At 64.3% G+C, this 19,687-nt stretch carries 19 protein-coding genes; all 19 read right to left on the bottom strand.

All coding sequences use genetic code 11. The features are described 5' to 3' along the window. Positions 1-13 precede the first annotated feature (13 nt). The gene (locus tag NGR_RS08370; RefSeq protein WP_015887817.1) at positions 14-859 is read right to left on the bottom strand and encodes a TIGR01459 family HAD-type hydrolase; all 846 of its coding nucleotides are present in this window, start codon (positions 857-859) and stop codon (positions 14-16) included. After that, entirely contained in the window at positions 856-2,139 is a 1,284-nt protein-coding gene (locus NGR_RS08375; protein ID WP_015887818.1) for an FGGY-family carbohydrate kinase, read from the bottom strand. The genes NGR_RS08370 and NGR_RS08375 overlap by 4 nt, the downstream gene beginning before the upstream one ends. Continuing rightward, positions 2,136-3,191, bottom strand: coding sequence for a class II aldolase/adducin family protein (locus NGR_RS08380; RefSeq protein ID WP_015887819.1), 1,056 nt, complete (start codon positions 3,189-3,191; stop codon positions 2,136-2,138). Before NGR_RS08380 ends, NGR_RS08375 begins: the two co-directional genes overlap by 4 nt. 14 nt (positions 3,192-3,205) lie before the next feature. After that, complete coding sequence (locus NGR_RS08385; RefSeq protein ID WP_015887820.1) at positions 3,206-4,717, bottom strand: glycerol-3-phosphate dehydrogenase; 1,512 nt, start codon at positions 4,715-4,717, stop codon at positions 3,206-3,208. A gap of 10 nt (positions 4,718-4,727) precedes the next feature. Further along, positions 4,728-5,765, bottom strand: a complete 1,038-nt coding sequence (locus tag NGR_RS08390) for a 2-hydroxyacid dehydrogenase (protein ID WP_015887821.1) — start codon at positions 5,763-5,765, stop codon at positions 4,728-4,730. Further along, the gene (locus tag NGR_RS08395; protein ID WP_015887822.1) at positions 5,762-7,339 is read right to left on the bottom strand and encodes an FGGY-family carbohydrate kinase; all 1,578 of its coding nucleotides are present in this window, start codon (positions 7,337-7,339) and stop codon (positions 5,762-5,764) included. The genes NGR_RS08390 and NGR_RS08395 overlap by 4 nt, the downstream gene beginning before the upstream one ends. After that, a complete protein-coding gene (locus NGR_RS08400) occupies positions 7,339-8,463 on the bottom strand; it encodes an ABC transporter ATP-binding protein (protein WP_015887823.1) in 1,125 nt (374 codons plus the stop codon). The genes NGR_RS08395 and NGR_RS08400 overlap by 1 nt, the downstream gene beginning before the upstream one ends. After that, positions 8,460-9,578 carry an ABC transporter ATP-binding protein gene (locus tag NGR_RS08405; protein ID WP_015887824.1) on the bottom strand — a complete coding sequence of 373 codons (1,119 nt, stop codon included), beginning with the start codon at positions 9,576-9,578 and terminating at the stop codon, positions 8,460-8,462. The genes NGR_RS08400 and NGR_RS08405 overlap by 4 nt, the downstream gene beginning before the upstream one ends. Before the next feature lie 6 nt (positions 9,579-9,584). Further along, positions 9,585-10,442: a carbohydrate ABC transporter permease gene (locus NGR_RS08410; protein ID WP_015887825.1), complete on the bottom strand. Its 858-nt coding sequence runs from the start codon at positions 10,440-10,442 to the stop codon at positions 9,585-9,587. A gap of 9 nt (positions 10,443-10,451) precedes the next feature. After that, complete coding sequence (locus NGR_RS08415) at positions 10,452-11,375, bottom strand: carbohydrate ABC transporter permease (RefSeq protein ID WP_015887826.1); 924 nt, start codon at positions 11,373-11,375, stop codon at positions 10,452-10,454. Between the two features lie 133 nt (positions 11,376-11,508). Further along, the gene (locus NGR_RS08420) at positions 11,509-12,954 is read right to left on the bottom strand and encodes an ABC transporter substrate-binding protein (protein ID WP_015887827.1); all 1,446 of its coding nucleotides are present in this window, start codon (positions 12,952-12,954) and stop codon (positions 11,509-11,511) included. 118 nt (positions 12,955-13,072) lie between these two features. After that, positions 13,073-14,032 carry a sugar-binding transcriptional regulator gene (locus tag NGR_RS08425; protein WP_164923969.1) on the bottom strand — a complete coding sequence of 320 codons (960 nt, stop codon included), beginning with the start codon at positions 14,030-14,032 and terminating at the stop codon, positions 13,073-13,075. A 318-nt stretch (positions 14,033-14,350) separates the two neighbouring features. Then, the gene (locus NGR_RS08430; protein WP_015887829.1) at positions 14,351-15,319 is read right to left on the bottom strand and encodes a DUF3618 domain-containing protein; all 969 of its coding nucleotides are present in this window, start codon (positions 15,317-15,319) and stop codon (positions 14,351-14,353) included. Further along, complete coding sequence (locus NGR_RS08435; RefSeq protein WP_015887830.1) at positions 15,316-15,735, bottom strand: phage holin family protein; 420 nt, start codon at positions 15,733-15,735, stop codon at positions 15,316-15,318. The genes NGR_RS08430 and NGR_RS08435 overlap by 4 nt, the downstream gene beginning before the upstream one ends. Further along, complete coding sequence (locus tag NGR_RS08440; RefSeq protein ID WP_015887831.1) at positions 15,728-16,336, bottom strand: nutrient deprivation-induced protein; 609 nt, start codon at positions 16,334-16,336, stop codon at positions 15,728-15,730. The genes NGR_RS08435 and NGR_RS08440 overlap by 8 nt, the downstream gene beginning before the upstream one ends. A 448-nt stretch (positions 16,337-16,784) precedes the next feature. After that, entirely contained in the window at positions 16,785-17,021 is a 237-nt protein-coding gene (rpsU, locus tag NGR_RS08445; RefSeq protein ID WP_015887832.1) for a 30S ribosomal protein S21, read from the bottom strand. A 119-nt stretch (positions 17,022-17,140) separates the two neighbouring features. Then, a complete protein-coding gene (locus NGR_RS08450; RefSeq protein WP_015887833.1) occupies positions 17,141-17,428 on the bottom strand; it encodes a cold-shock protein in 288 nt (95 codons plus the stop codon). 166 nt (positions 17,429-17,594) lie between these two features. Further along, positions 17,595-17,804, bottom strand: a complete 210-nt coding sequence (locus tag NGR_RS08455) for a cold-shock protein (protein WP_014331580.1) — start codon at positions 17,802-17,804, stop codon at positions 17,595-17,597. A gap of 268 nt (positions 17,805-18,072) precedes the next feature. After that, entirely contained in the window at positions 18,073-19,506 is a 1,434-nt protein-coding gene (locus tag NGR_RS08460; RefSeq protein WP_015887834.1) for an FAD/NAD(P)-binding protein, read from the bottom strand. Positions 19,507-19,687: the final 181 nt, after the last annotated feature.

Consider the following 19,687-nt stretch of genomic DNA (forward strand, 5'->3'; position numbering starts at 1 on the left):
GCCGGTCTCCTGGCTACCAGAGAAATCTCGGGAGAATGAAATCGGGCGTGACGCCGTGCTCGTCGAAGAGCCTCCGACGCTCTTCCTCCGACTGGTGCTCGAGAATGCCGGTGGTGACCAGTACCGATCCGAGTCCGGCTCCGGTCGCGCCGGCAATGTCATGCTCGATGCTGTCACCGATCGCACAGACCCGCGCCGGATCGGGCCGGCCGAGGAAATCGAGCGCCAAGTCGTAGATGTCGGGGAACGGCTTGCCGATCCAGCGCACCTTGCCGCCAAGCCCTTCATAGAGCTCGGCGATGCGGCCGGCGCCGAAGGCTTGGCCGCTCGGCGTCAGCATCACCTTGTCCGGATTGGTGCAGAGACAGGGAACACCGCGCCGCGCCGCCGGTCGAAGCAGGTCCTCGTAATGGGCAAGCGGATAGACGTCGCCCTCGCTTGCCGCGATGAGCACGATATCGGCCGCCTCGCCGCTATCGGTCCGGACGAGATCGAGACCGTTGAGCGGTGACAGGTCTCCGTCGCGGCTGACCAGCAGGCATTTGCGCGTCCCGCCCGCCGTGGCCGCCGCTTCCTGGTTCAGAAGCTGCCAGGCAACCTCCCCCGAGGTCAGGAACCAGTCCCAGCTGCCGGGCTCGAAGCCGAGCTCTGCCAGCCGGCGGTCGTTTTCGGCCGAGCGCTTGCCGGAATTCGATAGAATGATGATCCGCTTGCCGGCCGTCTTCAGGCGGACGAGCGTCTCGGCGGCACCGGGATAGGGGCCGCGCCCGTCTCGCAAGACCCCGAATTGATCGACCAGGAAGGCATCATAGGCGTCGGCGATCACGGATAGGCCGAGGATTGTACGAACGGCGCTCATAGCACGCCCGCCTTTCTCGCGCCGGAAAGCGCCAGCCGCGCTGTGCCGGCGGCCGCCTCCTCGGATTTGGCCGGCAGAAACGGCACGCCGAGTTTGCGCTCACGGATCGCCGCCCAGGCCGGGTTCCTGGCGCCGCCGCCGACGGTGCGGACCGAGCAAAGCCGGGGGCTGCCAAGTGAGACGAGCCGTTCATAGGCCAGTGCCTCGACGCCGGCGATCCCTTCGAAGATTGCCTTGAGGAAGTCGCCGTCTTCTGCGGGGCGCGGCGTCATGCGCGGCATCAGCTGCGGATCGGCGATCGGGAAGCGTTCGCCGGGCTTGGTCAGCGGGTAGAAATCGAACCCTGTCTCGGTCGCGGGATCGATGGTTTTGGAAAGTTCGGCGATCCGCTCGGCGCTGAAATGGGCGGCGAGGACCGCACCGCCCGTGTTCGAAGCACCGCCGGCAAGCCACATGTCGCCGATCCGGTGGCTGTAGAGCCCGTATTCCGGGGCAAACAGCGGCCGGTCCGACAGCATCTTCACCGTCAGGGTCGTGCCGAGCGCGCTGACGCCGTCGCCCGGCCTGTCCGCGCTGGTGGCCAGGAACGAGGCACAGCCGTCTGTCGTGCCGGCAACGACGACCACGTCGCCCGGCAGGCCGAAGGCATCCGCTGCCGCAGGCGAAAGCGTCGCAACCGGTGCGCCGGCCGGCAGGACGTCCGGCAGCAGTCCGGTCCGCGCGCCGGTCCGCGCCAGCCAGTCCGGCCAGCAACGGCTGGCCGGATCGTAGCCGGTCTTCAGCGCATTGTTCTCGTCGCTAACGTCGTAGAGGCCGGTAAAATGCCCGGCGAGCCAATCGGCCTGGTGGATCACGCGGAAGACGCCGGGGAGCGATTGAAACGCCAGGAGCTTGGCGACACCGGAGGTCGCGCCGTGGGCGGCGCTTTCCTTCGGCGCATGCGCGGCAATGCTGTCGAGAATGGCGGGGTCTGCGACCGGGTCGTTATACATCAGCGGAGTCGCAAGCGGCGCCCCGTCGGCGGCAACCGGCAGCATCGTGCCGGAGGTGCCGTCGATGCTGATCGCCCGCACGCGCGCCGGAGCGATCGTCGCCAGCGTCTCCAGAAGCGCTGCCTGCAGCGCCTTCCACCAGCCGAGCGGATCACGATGGTCCCCGGAAAAGACAGCGAGCTTGGCTGCACCCGTCGCGACGATGTCGCCGGCACTATCCATCGCAACGGCACGTGCCCCGGAGGTGCCGACATCGATGCCGAGGACGAGCCCGTCTTCCCCACTCATTGCAGCACCTGCCCGGCCCGGTTCAGCTGTTGGCGGTATTTCTCCGCATCCCAGCCGAGCAACTCGGCATTTTCGGCATCCGTCAGATAGCGCAGCCGGGCGCTCGCCGGGATGCGTGCGGCCACATCCGAAAGGCAGCGGGCCATGGCAAGCGCGCCGGCGGACGCATCCTTCAGCACCAACGCCCCCTTGCCGGGGAACAGAAGGAGCGGTGGCAGCGCCCCTCCGGCGCCACGAAAGCGCTCCTCGATCGAAAGGGCGGTATCCCCGGGCGCGGCGATGACCGAACCCTTGCCGAGAAAGATCACATGGTCGGGATAGAGGCTGCCGCCGGCAGCGATCCTGCAGCTTTCGAGATCGGTCGCGGCATCATGCAGCCTTTCGTCATCCGGAAGTCTGTAGGCGCTGTTGACGGCCAGGCGTGCAAGCGCCTGGAAATCAGCTGCCGGAGCCTGGCGCACGAGCCCGCCAAAGCGATCGGAGACCTCGACAAGAAGAAGCGCCGCGTCCTCGATCGTATCGCCGGCGACCGCGAGGCCGTGATTGCCGAGCACCAGCACGGACGTCTCCGCATCGATCCGTTCGCCGATCGCTCTCGCAAGCGGCAGGCCGGGGCGCGCATAAGGAACGAAGGCGTAGGGAATGTCGGCAAGTCTTTCAGCCGCGATCGCCGCGGCATTGGTCTGCACCACGGTTGCGATTGTCGACACGCAATGGACATGGATCACCACCTTCTGCGGCAACAACGCGTGCACGGTGGTCTCGATCGACGGCCTGAGCCCGGAAGGGTTGAGCTCCCGGATGACGAAATCCTGCGCCCTCTCCGCCGCCGGATCGCCTCGCTCCAGGGCATCGAGCAGCGGGTCGAGCGCGACCGGCACCATGATGTCATCGGCATGCGCCTGGGCGAGCCAGAGTCCCGAGGCCTTGATCCAGAGAGTATCGCCCTCCTTGATCGAGGTATTTCCGCCTGCACCCTGGACAAGCTCCGGATCGGCGCCGATGCGCGCCGATAGATCCAGAAGCGCTTCGAACTCGGAGCTTCGCAACATCGCCTGCCCCTTTCTCATGCTGCTGCCTGCTGGCCCTCGAGCCAGCCGCTGAAGGACCGCTTTTCGGCTTCGCTCATATGCAGTCCATGCTTGGTGCGGCGCTGGAGCAGGTCTTCCACTGTCCGCGCCCATTCTGTCTCGATCAGGAAGCGGGCCTCTCGCTCGCGGAAGAGGCGGCTGAAGGCGGTGCCGAGTTCCTCGAGCGAATTGGCGTCGCCGATCAGCGCATGGGTCCGCGTGCCGTAGAGCCTTGCATAATGTTTGGCGAGATCGGCCGGCAGCCAGCGATAGCGGCTCCGGAGCTCGCCGAGGAACCGGTCGAAATCCGCGTCCGCCATGTCGCCGCCCGGCAGATGGGCGCGCGCCGTCCAGGCCGGTCCGATCTTCGGAAAAAAGGGCTTCAGCCGTTCCAATGCATGCTCGGAAAGCTTGCGGAAGGTGGTGATCTTGCCTCCGAAGACGGACAGCAGCGGCGCCTCTCCGTTTGCCGCATCCAGCTCGAAAATATAGTCGCGCGTCACGGCCGACGGATTTTCGGCATTGTCGTCATAGAGCGGCCTGACACCCGAGAAGCTCTGGATGATGTCCGCATCGCTAAGCTGCTGCTTGAAATAGCGGTTCACCGATTTCACGAGATAGGCGATCTCGTCGGCGTCAGCCGCGACGTCCTCCGGCCGACCGTCGTAGGGGATGTCGGTGGTGCCGATCAGCGCCAGATCGTTCTGATAGGGGTTGATGAAGATGACGCGCTTGTCGGGATTCTGGACGAGATAGGCCTGTCGCCCCTCCCAGAACTTCGGCACGACGATATGGCTGCCCTTGACGAGCCGCACGCTGCGCCGGGAATTGAGCCCGGCGACCCGGCCGATCACGTCGTTGACCCAGGGGCCGGCAGTGTTGACCACGCAGCGCGCCCGAACTTCGGCCTTCGCGCCGGTCACGGCGTCGGTCATCTCGACATGCCAGAGATCGCCGCGGCGGCGGATGTTCGAACAGGCGGTGCGGGTCAGGATACGGGCGCCCCGTTGTTCGGCATCGAGCGCATTCAGGACGACGAGCCGGGCATCGTCCACCCAACAGTCGGAATATTCGAAAGCCCTGCGATAGGCCGGCTTGATCGGCGCACCTTCCGGCGCCGTCCTGAGGTCGAGCGTCCGCGTGCCCGGCAGGCGCTTGCGGCCGCCGAGATGGTCATAGAGTAAGAGCCCGAGGCGGACGAGCCATGCCGGCCGGTCGACGGGATTGTGCGGCAGCACGAAGCGCATCGGCCAGATGATGTGCGGCGCCGATTGGAGCAGCACCTCGCGCTCGATCAAAGCCTCGCGCACCAGACGGAACTCGTAATATTCGAGATAGCGCAAGCCGCCATGGACGAGCTTTCCGGACCGTGAGCTGGTGCCCTGCGCAAGATCGTCCTTCTCGCAGAGCAGCACGGAAAGACCACGTCCCGCCGCATCGCGGGCAATGCCCGCGCCGTTGATGCCGCCGCCGATGACGAAAAGATCGTATGTGCGGGTGTCGCTCATCGCCGCCCCCTCAGCACGGATTGACCGGCGGCAGGCCGGCGATGTAGCGGCGCACCTCCTCCGCCGCCATTTCCGCCGCATGAGTGACGGTCCTGACCGAGGCGCCGGCAATATGCGGCGTGAGGGTGACGTTGGGCAGCTTGAGCAACGGCCAGTCTTCCGGCACCGGCTCGACCGCGAAGGTCTCCAGCATGGCGCTCGACAGATGGCCGCTGACAAGGCTCTCATAGAGCGCCTCATAGTCGCAGAGCGGCCCGCGTGCGGTGTTCACGAAGACCGCCCCCGGCTTCATCTTCGCGAAGGTCTCCGCATTCATCATGTTCCGCGTCTCCGCCGTGACGCGCGGGTGCAGCGTCACCACGTCCGATCGGGCCAGCAGGTCGTCGCGCGAGACATGCTCGACGCCGGCATTGCGGTCCTCGGCGCTCAACTGCACATAGGGATCATGGACGAGTACCTCGGTGCCGAAGGCACGCAGCAGCCGGACGACCTTGGTGCCGATATTGCCGTAGCCGATAACGCCGATCGTCAGTTCCGAGAGTTCCCGTCCCGTGCGGTCGGCACGGTAGAGATCGCCCCGCCATTCGCCCTTACGCAATGCTTCGTGGCCGACCCGGATCAGCCGCGTCTCGGCGAGGATGGCGCCGATGGTGAATTCCGCGACGGCACTCGCATTGCGGCCGGGCGTGTTGACGACCCGGACGCCGGCATCGCGGGCGGCATCCATGTCGATATTGACCGGACCGCCGCGGGAGACGGCGACCAGCTTCAGGCGCGGCAGTTCGGAAAACATCGCCCGAGACAAGGGCGCAAGCTGCGTCACCAGGATTTCCGCATCGCCAATGAAATCAACGATTTCCTTGGGTTTGCCAAGATATTCCTTCAGCCCGTCCATGCCTTCGACGGCGTAGCCATGTTCCATCGGCACGTCCGGCCAGGGCTGTTCGAGCGTACGGATGTCGTGCCCGTCGCCGCAAGCCGCGACGATCTTGTCGCGGAACACATCCGGCAACATGAACCGGTCGCCGATGATGGCTATCTTCTTCATTTCTGTCTGTCCTGTTGATCTGCCGATCCGGCCGCGTGGGAGAGCGCATGCCAGACGGGCCTGAGCGCGAGGCGCGACTGCTGATAGGCTGGGAAGAGCGCGTCATAGCGGCGGACGAGCTCCTCGTCGGCCGGTTCGGCCGGGCGTTGGTGCGGCCGCACCCAATCGGCGACGCAATCGGCCATCGACGGGTAGATGCCGAGCGAGACCGCGGCGATCATCGCCACGCCCGCCGCCCCCGCCTCTTCCCGTTCGCTCGTCTGGATGCTGGCGCCAAGCGCACCGCCAAGGATGCGCCGCAGAGAGGCGCTGCGCGCCGCGCCGCCCGTCAGTCGAATACGCTCGGGCAGCGGGCCCATTTCGGCATAGCAGTCGCGGGCGGCAAGGGCGAGGCCGTCGAAGACCGCCCGCAGCATGTCGCCAAAGCCATGGGTGCTCGACAGGCCGACGAAGGAAGCGCGCGCCGAGGCATCGACGAAGGGACCGCGCTCGCCGGCTTCGGAAATATAGGGTTCGAAAAGAAGCGGCGTGCCTTTCGCTTCCTGGAGCCAGCCATCGACATGGGCGAGCAGCTCGCCCTTGGACTTCTCGACGCCCATGCCTTTCAAAACACCGCCGGCGATCGAGAGTATCCAGTCGATATTGAGCGTTGCCGCCATGTTCGACTGCATCTGCGTAAAGGTGTCGGGGATCGGCATGCACATGGTGTAGCCGGTCAGATCCCGGTTGAGCCGCACGTCCTCGGCACTCGTCGCGAGGCGCATATGCATCCCGGTCGAGCCGATGATCGAACAGCCCGCATCGGTCCCCGGATCATAGAGGCCGGCCCCCAGCGCCGTGCAGACCACGTCGACATAGCCGAGCACAACGGGTATTCCGGCAGGTAGGCCGGTCGCCGACCCGGCCGCCTTTGACAGCGCATGATGCGACGTCGCCCCATCGACGATTTCCGGCAGCAAATGCCTCAGCTTTTCTAGGCCGAGGAAGGAAATAACCTCGTCGCTATATTGGCGGTCCCGGAAATTGCCGAAGGTGAAGTTCGCCTCCGACGGATCGGTGGCGCGTTGTCCGGTGAGATTGAAATAGAGCCAGTCCTTGCAGTGGAAGGCCGTCGCCGCGCCGGCAAGCATTTCCGGCGCATGATCCATCATCCAGCGCAGTTGCGGCCCCTGCTGGCAGGCTGCGAGCCCCGAACCGGTGCGCGCGAAGCGCTCGACATCGCCGCTGTCGCCGCGCAGCCGCTCGACGGTTTCGCTGGCCCGCGCGTCGAGCCAGAGCCAGCCCTTGCCGACCGGCTCGCCGTCGCCGTCGATCATCCAGGTGCCGTCCCCCTGACCGGTCACCGCAATCGCGGCAACACGGCCAGGGAGGTTCTCGACCCCGGCCGAAAGCTCGACCAGGGTTTTGACGGTATCCGCCCAGGTGCGGCTGAGATCCTGCACGCTGCCGGTCCGCCCCACCGCCTCATAGCTGTTTGGGACGGCGGCGATCGCGAGCTGCCGGCCGCCGAGGTCGAAGGCGACCGACTTGATGACCGACGTTCCCGCATCGATTCCGATCAGGACGTCGCGCATCAGGCGAGCTCCTCTCCATGCGAGATCGCCTTGCCGCTGTCGCCGTCGAAGAGGTGCAGGCTCGCCGGCTCGAGACGGATGCCGATCGGCTGGCCGATCTCGAGTTTTGCGCGATCGTGCTCGACCAGCACCAGGGTCCCGCCGGCGAAATCCGCGGCGATATGGGTCTGGTCGCCGAGCCACTGATTAACGGCGACGCGGCCGGTGACACCATCGGAGCTTCTCTTCACCGCGTAGGGCCTAACGCCGAGAACGACACGCTCGCGCCTCGTCAGCGCGTCGCGGACGGCATGCGAGAAATCGGAAGCCGCGTATTCCAGCCGGATCCCATCCTTCAGGCTGAAGGCAAGGCGGCTCTCGGAGGCAGTGACGCTCGCCTCGAAGACGTTCATCGGCGGCTCGCCGACGAAGGTGCCGGTGAAGAGATTGGCCGGTCGCTCCTTTATCCGCTGCGGCGTGTCGAACTGCTGCAGCACGCCGCCCTCCATGACGGCAATGCGGTCGGCAAGCGCGTTCGCCTCGGTCTGGTCGTGGGTGACGAGAATGGCCGTTAGCCCACGCTCCTTGATGTAGTGTTTGATGCGGCCGCGCAGCACCGCGCGCAATTGCGGCTCGAGCTGGCCCATCGGCTCGTCGAGCAGGTGCAGGCCGGCGTCGCGGATTAACGCCCGGCCCAGCGAGGCGCGCTGCTGCTGGCCGCCGGAAATCGAGCTCGGATAGCGGCCGAGTATGTCCTCGATCTCGAGCAGCCTTGCGATGCCCGCCACCTTCTCGTCGACTATACTCGGCGATAGCTTCGAAGCCTTCAGCGCAAAGGCGATGTTCTCCCTGACCGTCAGCGGCGGATAGAGCGAATAGCCTTCGAAAGCCATCGCCACGTTGCGGCGGACCGGCGGGAATGTCTGGATCTCGCGACCGCCAAGCGAGATCTTGCCGCGCGACACCGCCTCGAAGCCGGCGATCATCCGCAAGGTCGAGGTCTTGCCGCAGCCGGACGAGCCGAGAAGCGCGACGATCTCGCCCTTCCTGACATCCATGCTGAGCTTCCTCACGGCGTGAACCCCGAAGTCGATCGGCCCATAGAACTTGTCGACGTCCTTCAACAAAAGCGCGATGTCGCTCATGCCGCTTCTCCGTTCCGCTTGGAGGCGAGCTCCGAGGGCCGCATCAGCCGGCCGCTTTCCTTGTCGAACAGCAAGGTTGCCCGGCTGTTGATGGCAAGATACGCCGGCCCGGTTTGCGGGCCCGGCATGCCGGCTGGACGCGACACGAGGATTTCGCGGCGCCGGGCGGTCAGAGCCAGGGTGACGGTCTTCTCGTTGAGTGGCGTTTCAGCTTCGACCGTCACCGGGATCGCCCCAGGAGCCGACGCATCCGTGAAGACGATGCTTTCCGGCCGAATCCCGAGCACGCAGGATTTTCCGACGATCTCCGGCCCGAAGCCCGGCAGGCGGAGGCGGACGTCGGAGAGTTCCACGAAGGCGCCGTCCGGCCCGCGCTGCGGCACGACGTCGAGCAGGTTGATGGTCGGGTCGCCGAACAGCCGGGCAATCTCTATCTCGGCCGGCGTATTGTAGATATCCGCCGGCGTGCCGATCTGGCGGATACGTCCCTCGAACATCACGGCGATCCGGTCGCCAAGCGCCATCGCCTCCTTGTAGTCCTGGGTGACATAGATCACGGTCGCGCCCTGCGCGGCGAGCAGCCGCGGCAGCTCCAGGCGCATCTCGAAGCGCAGCTTGGCATCGACGTTCCTCAACGGGTCGTCGAGGAGCAGCAGTGGCGGCGAGCCGACCAGCGCTCGGGCCAGCGCCGTGCGCTGCTTCTGCCCGTTGGAGAGCGCCTTCGGATGGTGGGTGAGCACGTGGTCGATCTTCAGGAGCTTCGCCACCTTCCCGACCCCGGCGGCGATCGCCTCCTTCGAAAACCGGCGGGCCGTCAGGGCGCTGGCGATATTGTCGAAGGCGCTCATATGCGGGAACAGCGCGAAATTCTGGAAGGCCATGCCGACGCCGCGATACTCCGCATCGACCTCCGTCATGTCCTCGCCGCCGATCAGCACCCGCCCCTCGTCCGGGTCGATGACACCGGCGACCAGCCTCAGGAGCACCGTCTTGCCGGCGCCGGAAGGGCCGAAGAGCACCAGGCGCTCGCCATCGGCCACCTCGAGCGACAGGTCGTCGAGAACCGTCTGGCTCTTGTAGCGCTTGACGATGTTCTTCAATTGCAATGTCGTCATCAGCGATTATCCCTTCACCGCACCGAGCGACAGGCCTTCGACGAGGTAGCGCTGGGCGTAGAGTGCGAGTGCGAGCGTCGGCGTGATCGACAGCACGATGGCGGCGGCGATCTGGCCGTATTGGATGCCGGAGGCCGTGACGAAAGCAAGGGCGCCAACCGTCACCGGCTGCTTGTCGGCCGATGCCAGCACCAGCGCGAAGACGAAATTGTTCCAGGCGAAGATGAAAGCGAGCAGGCCGGCCGCGGCGATCCCCGGCCCTGCCAGCGGCAGGGCGATCTTGCGGAACGTCGAAAACCAGGAATGGCCGGCAATGCGATAGGCATATTCGACATCGGCCGAGATATCCTCGAAATAGCCGCGGACGATCCACAGGATGAGCGGCAGGCAGATGAGCTGATAGACCCAGATCAGTCCGAAATAGGTGTTCGAGAGGCCTAGCCACTGGAAATATTGCGTCAGCGGCAGGAGCACCAGCAAGGGCGGCGCGAAACGGAAGGAGAGCAGCGTGAAGGCGATGTCCTCCGACCCCTTGAACTTGTGCCTCGCGAAGGCATAGGCCGCCGGCACGCCGAGGGCGAGCGCCACGGCGACCGAGACGACCGACAGGAACACCGAGTTCCCGAGGTTGCGCATGAAGGCGATGTCGAGCGTTCCGGCTGCGGTCTGCAGCTTGCCGGTGATCAGCGCCGCGTAATTGTCGAGCGTCGGCGTGAAAACCACCGATGGCGGTATCCTGAGGATCGTCTCGTTGGTCTGGAAGGACATCAGGAAAATCCAGACGATCGGGAACATGAAGAAGACGACGACCAGCGTCAGCGCGAGGCCGCGCAGCAGCCGTTCGAGCGGAGACATGGTTTCCATCTTGCCCTCCTATGCCTCGCCGCGGGCGCGTTCGCGCAGGCGCAGCCAGTTCTTGATGAAGACGTTCGACAGCGTGTAGGTGATCGCCCACAGGATGATCAGCAGCGCTGCGGAACGGCCCACATTGGTCGACTGGAAGAAGTTCAGATAGGCCTCGACCTGGAAGACAGTGAGCGTATCGCCCGGACCGCCCTGGGTCATCGCATAGATGATGTCGAATTGCTGGATCGAGTCGAGCAGCCGGAACAGCGTCGCCGTCAGGATATAGGGCGTCAGCATCGGCAGGGTGATGCGGAAGAACACGAAGGTGCGCGGCACGCCGTCGAGTGCGGCCGCTTCGAAGGGCTGGGTCGGCAGGGACCTGAGGCCGGCAAGCAGCAGGATCATGATGAACGGCGTGTAGACCCAGATGTCGACGAGCACGACCGTCAGCAGCGCCGTATCCGGCGACGAGGCCCAGCGGAAGTTCTCGAGACCGATCAGGCTTGCGAAATAGCTGAGGATCCCGAAGCCCGGATTGGTCATCAGTTTCCACATCAGCGCCGCGAGCGCCGGTGCCGTCATCAGCGGCAGGAGCAGCATGATCGAGATGAAATTGTTGACGGTCGAGCGCCGCTGCAGGAGCAGCGCGATGCCGAGACCGAGCAGCAGTTCCAGGATCACGGTGGTGCCGGCGTAGAGCAGCGATACCCTGAGCGTGTTCCAGAAGCCGGAATCGGTGAAGAAATTCAGGTAGTTCTCACCCCAGTTGAACTGGCGTGCCCAGGGCTGGCTCAGCCGGTAGCGCTGGAAGGAATAGATCACCGCTGAGAAAAACGGGATCAGGATACCGATGCAGACGAGAAGCGCCGGCAGGGAAAGCACGTAGGGCAGAACCCTCTTGCTGATCCTGAAGCCGCGGGTCCCTGTCCCGGATTGCGTCACTGAAGCCATGACCAGTTCCGTTCAATGCCTTGTCGATGGCGATGAAGGGGCCGGCCGCGGCCGGCGCAGCCAGACCCCCTCCTCGTATGCACATTCGTCTTGTGATGACCGGCCCGCCTTGGCGGACCGGCGTCGCTCACGATCAGCCGAGGCCCGCTTCCGCAAGCTGGCGGTTGATGCTTTCGGCCAGCTTGTCGAGCCCCTCGTCGACCGGCACCTCCTTCGCCACCATCTTCTGGAGCGTCGCCGCCCATTCGGTGGTGAGGTCGAAGAACAGCGGCTGGGCGGTGAAGTGGATCTTTGCGCCCGGCGCCGAGACGTCGTGCATCTCCACATAGCCCGGATAGCTCTTCTTCAGCCGCTCGCGGAAGATCTCGTCCTTCCAGACGGAAGCCCGGACCGGATTGACGAAGTCCATCTTGGTTGCGCCGAAGATCGCATGCTCGAGACCCGACGCCCATTGCAGGAAGTACCAGGTCGCATCCTTGTCCTTGGAGAAATTGGACATCGACAGCGACCAGATCCAGATGTTCGGCGTCGGTGCCGAGGCGGCCGGGTTGGCGGCGAAGGGCGCATAGGCGAGCTTGCCGGCCATCTTGTTGTCGCCGCCGTTCATGAAGTAGCCGAGGATGTCGGCGTCGTAGATCATCGCCGAAGCGCCGGCGCCGAGGTCGGTGCCGACCTGGTACCAGGTATAGGTCGACCAGTCCTTCGGGCCGCTTTCCTGGATCATCTGCACCCATTTGGCGTGGAAAGCCTTGGATTCCGGCGTGTTCATCGCGGCCGAAAGCTTGCCGTCAGCCGAGACGTTCAGGTCCTTCTGGCCGAAGTTCGCGTAGCCGGAGAGGAAGCCCGGATGGATCGTCGCCCAGGAGCGCGAGCCGCGCACGCCGATGCCGTAGACGCCGCCACCGACGTCCTTGGTCAGTTTTGCGGCCGTGGTCAGCAGTTCATCGAGATTCTTCGGAACGCCGACCCCGACCTTGTCGAACATCTCCTTGTTGTAGGAGAGGTTGTTCTGCTCATAGCCCCAGGGAATGCACCATTGCTTTGCGTCTTCCGAACCCAGCGCCCCGCCCGGCTGGCCGTTCCAGGCGCAGGACGCCTTGACGCCGGGCAGGAAGTCGTCCCAGCCATATTGCGGGTTGGTCTTCGAGGTATCCTTGATCCACTCGTTAAGGTCGGTGATCCAGCCGGCCGGGCCGTAGGTCCAGGTCATGTAGGCGCCGGTCATGAAGGCGTCGTATTCGGTCGAGCTCGACGAGAGCGCCGCGGTCACCTTGTCGAAATAGACGTCCTCCGGGAAGACGTCGTAGGTGACCTCCATGCCCGTCAGGTCCTTGAAGGTCTGCAGGTTGGCGATCATCGCATCGGCATAGGGATGCTTGTTCAAGAGCAGCTTCACCGACTTGCCGGAATGCGCCTTCCAGTCGAAGTCGGCGGCAAGCGCCTCAGTCGACATCATGTTGAACAACGTGCCGGCGGTGCCGGCTGTAAGACCGGCCGCACCAAGGCCCTTCAACAGGCCGCGGCGGTCCACCTCACCGCGCAGGAAGGCGCCAATGAGGTCTTTCTCCTTCTCATACATCTCGTTCTCTCCTCCGTTGCGGGTAAGAATGCTCCACTGAGCTGACCGGCTACCCGACCGGTATGCCTCCCGGCCGCGGTGGTTTCCTCCCCCCTTCCGCGGCCGTCGAAATGCTCCTTCAGGCGGCGAGCGCCTGCGCCGTACGCTCATCGGTGATCAGCCCATTCAGGAGCCCGCTTCCGAGCACGGCGCGGATCGCCCGCGCCTTGATCCTGCCGCCGGCGACCGCCACGGTGCGGCGGTTCCGCAAATCCTCCCGGCCGAGCGTGAAGGTGCGGTTGGAAAGCGCCGTCTCGATCGGCCGGCCCTTCTCGTCGAAGAAATGGCCGAGCAGTTCGCCCATGGCGCCGCTCTTCTGAATGTCCTCGATTTCGCTCATCTCGATCATGCCGGTGGCGACCAGCGATGCCTCGCGCTCGGCCGTGCCGATGCCGACCATCAGGAGGTCGGCCGATTTCGCAAGTTCGAAGACCTCGCGGACGCCGCGCTGGCTGAAGAGCACGTCGCGGTCTTCCACCGTGTTGGCGAAGAACGGCACCGGCATCACATAGGCTTCGGCACCGGTGCGCTCCGCCAGGCGGTGGATCACGTCGTGCGGATTGGCCGAGAATTTGCGGGTCAGGCCGCCGAGCAGCGAGACGAAGCGGGTGTTGTTGCTGGCGGTGCGCGGCAGGTATTCGACGCAGGCGGCAAGCGTCCGCCCGTGGCCGACGCCGATCAGCGCCGTCTCGCCGCGCTCGATCTCGCGCCTCAGGAATTGCGCGCCCGAGATACCGAGCGCCTTCAGCGGCAGGTCGTCGCTGTCGAAATCCGGAACGACCTCGCAATAGTCGAGACCATAGCGGGCGGACAGCTTCTGCTCGAGCTCGACGCATTCGGAGACGTCGCCGTCGATATAAACCTTCACCAGGCCTTCCTGGTTGGCCTTCATGATCAGCCGGTGCGCCTTCAACGACGTCAGGCCCAGGCGCTTGGCGACTTCGGCTTGCGTCAAGCCGCCGGCGTAGTGCAGCCAGGCCGCCCGCGTCGCCATGCTGACTTCATCATCCCGAACCGCGGTTCCCCCGATGATTGCCATCGCCTCCATCCGAATGCTGCGTTGCGTGATATTTTTTGCATTGCATGATATTTTTATCTCTTGCTGAAAGAAATTTCACGTTCTGCAAAAAATGTCAACAGCGGGGTGGGACCGGTCGAGATAAAAGGTTCAGGGGTCAGGCTCGGAATAGCTGGGGCGGAGCGCTAAATCGTCCACGCCGGCCACGTTTTTGCAGCGGGCGGTCCCACTCAGACTATCGCGGACAGGATGGCGGCGGTCCTTCACTGCCGCGAGGAATGTCGGCAGCGGACGACACCCGAAGCGGTGTCGCCCGTCGAATTGTCCGAGCGGAAATCGTCATTCCCGAAGCGTTTCGCGGACGCGGTCCCTGGCAGCGTCGTGCGCCTCCAGGGCGGCATTGCTCGTCTTGTCCAGCATGTCTTGGGCCGTGCCCATTGCCTCGCCGACTGCCGCGTTTGCCTTGGCGGCTAGGCTGCTGCGCACTTCGTCCGCCGCCTCGCCCATCGCATCGTCCTCAGTGTCCGTGTGGGGCAACGCCGCCCCGATGGCTGCGCCGACGGCGAAGGCAAGCGCCCCGCCGACCAGCGGCTGGTCACGGAAGTGCTGGAGGATCGCCGCGTTGAGGCGCGCGCCCTGATCTTCCAGCGACCGTCCCGCCGACTGGGCGCTGCCGGCGAGAGACTTGCCGGTCTCCGAGATGGTATCCGACAGGCGGCTTGCCGAAGCACTGACCTGCCGCCAGGTCCTCGATGCCCAACCCGAGGCCTCGTCGAACAAATTGCCGGTCTCATCCCGTATGTCTTCGATCTGTTTTCCGGCCGCGTCGGCAAAGCCGCGATAGACCTTGCCGCTTTGATCGACGAAGTGGCCCGCCCGACGCCCCGCGGCATCCGTCATCGCCCTGAAACGATTGCCGCTTTCATCGGCGAAATGGCTGTACCGCTCGCCGAAGCTATCCTCGACCGGGCCGGTACGTTTCACCGAACCCGTCACGCTCGCAAGCGGATACTCGTCCGCAGCGTTGTCCGAGAACCGTGGTGCGCGCGAGCCCGGATTGGCAAGCAGCCAGGCGAGGCTTACCCCCATCAGCGCAACGGGGATGGGATTCGCCTTGAACGCCACGCCGAGATTGCTCAGATATTCGGCGCCGCCGCTCGTCTTGGCATAGTCGAGCACCTCGTCCATCAACTGACCGGGCGACATGCGCTCCTGGATGGCGTGCAGCTTTTCCTCGATCCGCTGGCGGTCGGCCTCGATCTCGCGCTGCAGGTCAGCAGCCGAGTGCGTGTGGGAATAGTCGTTCATTGCACTCTCTCCTTCACCACGTCGATGTCGCGCTGCAGGGAACTGGTCGTTCTATCGAACTTGAAGCTGCTGCCGCGCAAGACCGAGAGACTGCGGGAGATCATCGCCCAGGCGAGGAGCGCGATTGCGACGCCTATGATGACGGCAGCCAGGGCATCGGAGTTCGGCTCCGTCATGCCCTGCGTGACGAGAAAGGCCGCCAGTCCCTGGACGGCCGCACTCAACAACACGCCGATCGCCCCGATTGCGAAGATCAAGCCGATGAGAAGCGTTTCAAGGCTGCCTATGGCCCGGTTGACGTTCTCGGATGCCTCTGCCTTGGCCAGATCGATTTCCTTGCGGAAGAGCCCGGATATATCCGCCACCAGACCCGTCATGAGTTCCGACAGGGGGCGGTCGTCCCGATGATTAGCCATTGCGCCGATCCTCCTCGAAATTCCAGCCGCTTTCGCTTGTTCGGGTGCTTGCCGATGGCGACGACGAAGACGGTTGGGAAACGGGTCGCCTGCTGCGGCGATGAGCCGAGGCCGTCAGGAAGCGGCTGGCCGCCAATCCGGCGATCGCCGCCATGCCCAGAAAGGCGAGCGGCTGTTTTCGGCCGAAGTCTTCCGCCATCCCGGCAATTTCCCCGAGGTCACGACCTTCGATGCCGCGTGCCAAACCCTGAAGCGAACTGCCCATCTGCCTGGCATATCGGCCGAGCGCCCGTTGATCCGACTGTTCCAGCTCGCCGCCGACTTTCTCAAGGGCGGTCGCGACGCCGCTAAGCTGGCGTGCCGTCAGCTTTTTCTCGTCCTCGGCGATCCGGCTGACAGCTTGCTTGGCTTCTTCCGTCTGCTCATCGGCAAATTGGCGGAGTTCATCCAGATCCTCCCGCACGGCCTGCTGCAGGGAACGGTCCGTGGCGCCCTCGCCTTCCCTTGATCCCATGCCAGGCTGGTTGCGGGTATCTTCCGGCGTCGTTGCGGGCCAACCGGGTTGGTCGGCGGGGCGACGGCCGCTTATATCATTGTTCATGTTTGCTTCTCCCATGGCGGAATGACTGTTTATGTCATTCAAACCAGCCACTTGCGGGCTTGTTCCATGGCAGCGGAGCGAGCTGAGCAAGCCCGCGCCCCTTCTACCGGGTGCCACTGACGTGCACTGGCCGTCTGTGGGCCGAAGTCACCGTGCTCCTGCAGCGCCGTGCGTCTTTTCAGACGCACAAAGATAGCTGTGGCACATGAGGTAAATGCAGATCATTTTCGACACACCCTACCGGCCCGATTTTATCGAGGAGCTCGAAATCAGGAACTTGCGGATCGGATTCCGTCGACGTGGTCGCCAGCCGCTCCGGCACAGGCGTCGTATTGACGTGCGGGAGCGGCGCGGGCATGTGCGCGTCGTAACGCTCGTGTGAGCGAGTCCGCGCTGACTTACAGTGCCGCGCGTCTTTTCTGACGCGCAAGCGAAGGAGGAGACGCGATCACCGCGTGCGTGCCACTTTCTTCGGCGCGGGCAGAAGGCCTTCGCGCTGCAGTTTCTTGCGCGCAAGCTTGCGCGTGCGGCGAACGGCCTCGGCCTTTTCGCGAGCGCGTTTTTCGGAGGGCTTCTCGTAGGCGCTGCGCATCTTCATTTCGCGGAAGACGCCTTCGCGCTGCATCTTCTTCTTGAGAACGCGGAGAGCTTGGTCGACGTTGTTATCTCTGACGAGTACCTGCAAAATATATCCTTTCCGTGTTGATCTACGACATGTCCCCTCGGGCTGAACCGAAGGAGGGCAATTTCAAATGCTGCGGCGACCTCGGCGGGGATAACACCTCGGAGCCGAGGGCGACCATTTCACTTGGCTGCCCTGACACGTAACGGTTTAAGCCAGGGCCTGCCATCGACAGTTGCCGCCGGACTGTTCGCCCTGACCGGCGAGGCCGTTTCCGCAGCATCGATATCGTGTTCGAAGATGCGACGCTCAAAGGTCTCGGTACCGAGCCGGATGCGATACTGCGCTTCTCCGTGTTCGGCGGCGGGCAGGATGCCGACGATGCGGCAGGACCTGTCGGCGACCAGCATCCGCAATAGGTCGGCCTTCAGCACAACCGTATCGCCGACGCTGTAGGTGTTCCGGCTCATCGCCATCTCCTTCGTCTGTGCACCTTCGGGTGTCACAAGCAAAAAAGGCCGGGCGTTACCCCGACCTCCTCTTGAGCGCCGCGCATCCTTTCAGACGCGCAATGGCGCTCTGTCATTCAAGCGCTCCCTGCCAGTACATCCGTGGTCAGCGGAGGCGAATGACAAATCATGCAGCCCGCAGATTATCTGCCGAGCTCTTGCCGGACCTGTTGTCCCGGACGATGTCGTAGGTAACCTTCTGGCCCTCGACGAGCGAGCGCAGCCCGGCCCGTTCAACGGCGGAGATGTGAACGAAGACGTCCGTCGAGCCGTCGTCGGGCTGAATGAAGCCGAAGCCCTTGGTGCTGTTGAACCACTTTACGGTGCCTGAACTCATAACGATTTCCTTTCAATGGTGGAGATTGCGAGCGAGTACTCGCCCGATTTGATCGATATTTGAAAGGAAATCTGGCGAAGCGCCTCGGCGCGTAGACAAAGGTCACAAGCAATGTTCGACGGGGGTATATATAGACCCCGCTTTGAGATATGCAATGGAAAAACCAAATTTAAATGGCGAAAATGGCCTGAGCCACTCCAGAAATTGCACTTCGAAATATATTGCCTCTGAAGTGAGAGCAGGTGACGAATGCGCCGCGCCTTTGCGCTCAGCCGGCGCCGGGCTGCAGCCGGCTCGCTTCGTGACGTGAAAGCAGCGTCTCGATTTGGCGGGCGACGAAAACCGCATGCTCGGTCACCTGGGGCAGTCCCATTAATTCGCCGAAAGTGCCGCGCGCCAGCGGTCCGGCGATGAAGAGGGTCGGCTCCACCCGCCCGTTCTCGTCAACGGCGCGAGCTTGGAGATCGCAGGCGATCCCAAGACCGGTTTGGCACAGGGTGAGCACGCCCGCCCTCTCGAGTCCCGACAGAAAGGGTTGGGATTTCAGTATCTCACCATGGGCGGGGCCGGTGGTCACGACGATCGCGTCCACGAGAATGCTGCGCAACGCGTCGCGGCCCCGCTGCCTGAGTTCTGCCCTGATCTCTCTGCCATCCATCGCCACCGACGCGATCGAGGCGGCAAGAACTTCGAGCCGGCCGTCCTCGACCGCCTGATCCAGCACGGTTTCGACCTGCGGCGCTATGCGAAAACGATGCACGTCCCAATAGGCACGCGCCAGCCGGGCGATGCGGCGGCGCTCGCCGATCGGCAGGGCTTGCCAGATCTGCTGGCCCTGTGCCCGCACCGCATCGATAACCGGGTGCCAGCTCAATCCCTGTTGCCTGGCGATCCGCAGCGTCCGGCGGATGCGGCGAAGCAATTCGGATGCGCGGGTGATCGGCTCGGAGAGAAAGTCGCCAAACGGATCCTGAGCATCGGCGGGATGGCCGCGGGACCGCAAGCCGTGCCGCGATATGGAAATGACCGGCCCGCGGTGGCCCCTTTCGGTAAGCGCGGCAACCACGTCTGCCGCCGTCAGACCATTGCCGACGATGAGGACGCGATCCGTCGGCGCGATGCCGTCCAGCGCATCGGCCCTGGTCGAATCGGTGACCAGTTTCGGAGAGGACGAAAGCGCCAGCAACGCTTTCGGCAGCGACGGAGCCGGATGGCTGACCGCCAGCACGACGACGTCGGCGACAAGCGTTTCGCCATCCTCCGCATGAAGCGTCCACCGGCCCTTCGAGCGCGCGACCTTGCACACCCGTTTGGGCCGATGCTCGATTGCCCCGCTGGCGACACGGGGAGTGAGTTCGGCCGCAACATAGTCGCCGAACACCGATCGCCGTGGATAGGCTATGCCATCGGCGCTGCAGGCGCCCGGATCGGCGGCGAGGATATCGGCCCTTATCAGATAGTCTGCAAAGCTTTCCGGTTCGTCCGGATAGAGACTCATCTTGAAAGCGGGGACATTGATCCGGTGGGCGGGCTCGGGCGTGTCGTAGGCAAGGCCGGCACCAAGCCTGGCGCGCGGTTCGAAGACGACGATACGGACCGGTCGCTCCGCGCCCAGAACGCGCGTGAGATGCAGCGCCACGGCGCCGCCCGTGAAGCCGCCTCCGATGATCGCCACGACCGGCACGGGTTCGAATTTTCGCATGTGGCGCTCCCGAAGTTCTCGGCGCCCGGACACCGTCGAAGGGTGGAAAGCGACCGTTCGCCTGGCGCCGCAATCGATGCAGGCGCAACTCGAACCTCGCATGCGACGCGTTCGAAGGAAAGAACTCACACGCCTCCTTCGAAAAAGAGAATCATTTATCTCTACTAAATTTATCGATTAA

This window comes from Sinorhizobium fredii NGR234 (assembly GCF_000018545.1).
Taxonomy (GTDB): Bacteria; Pseudomonadota; Alphaproteobacteria; order Rhizobiales; family Rhizobiaceae; genus Sinorhizobium; species Sinorhizobium fredii_A.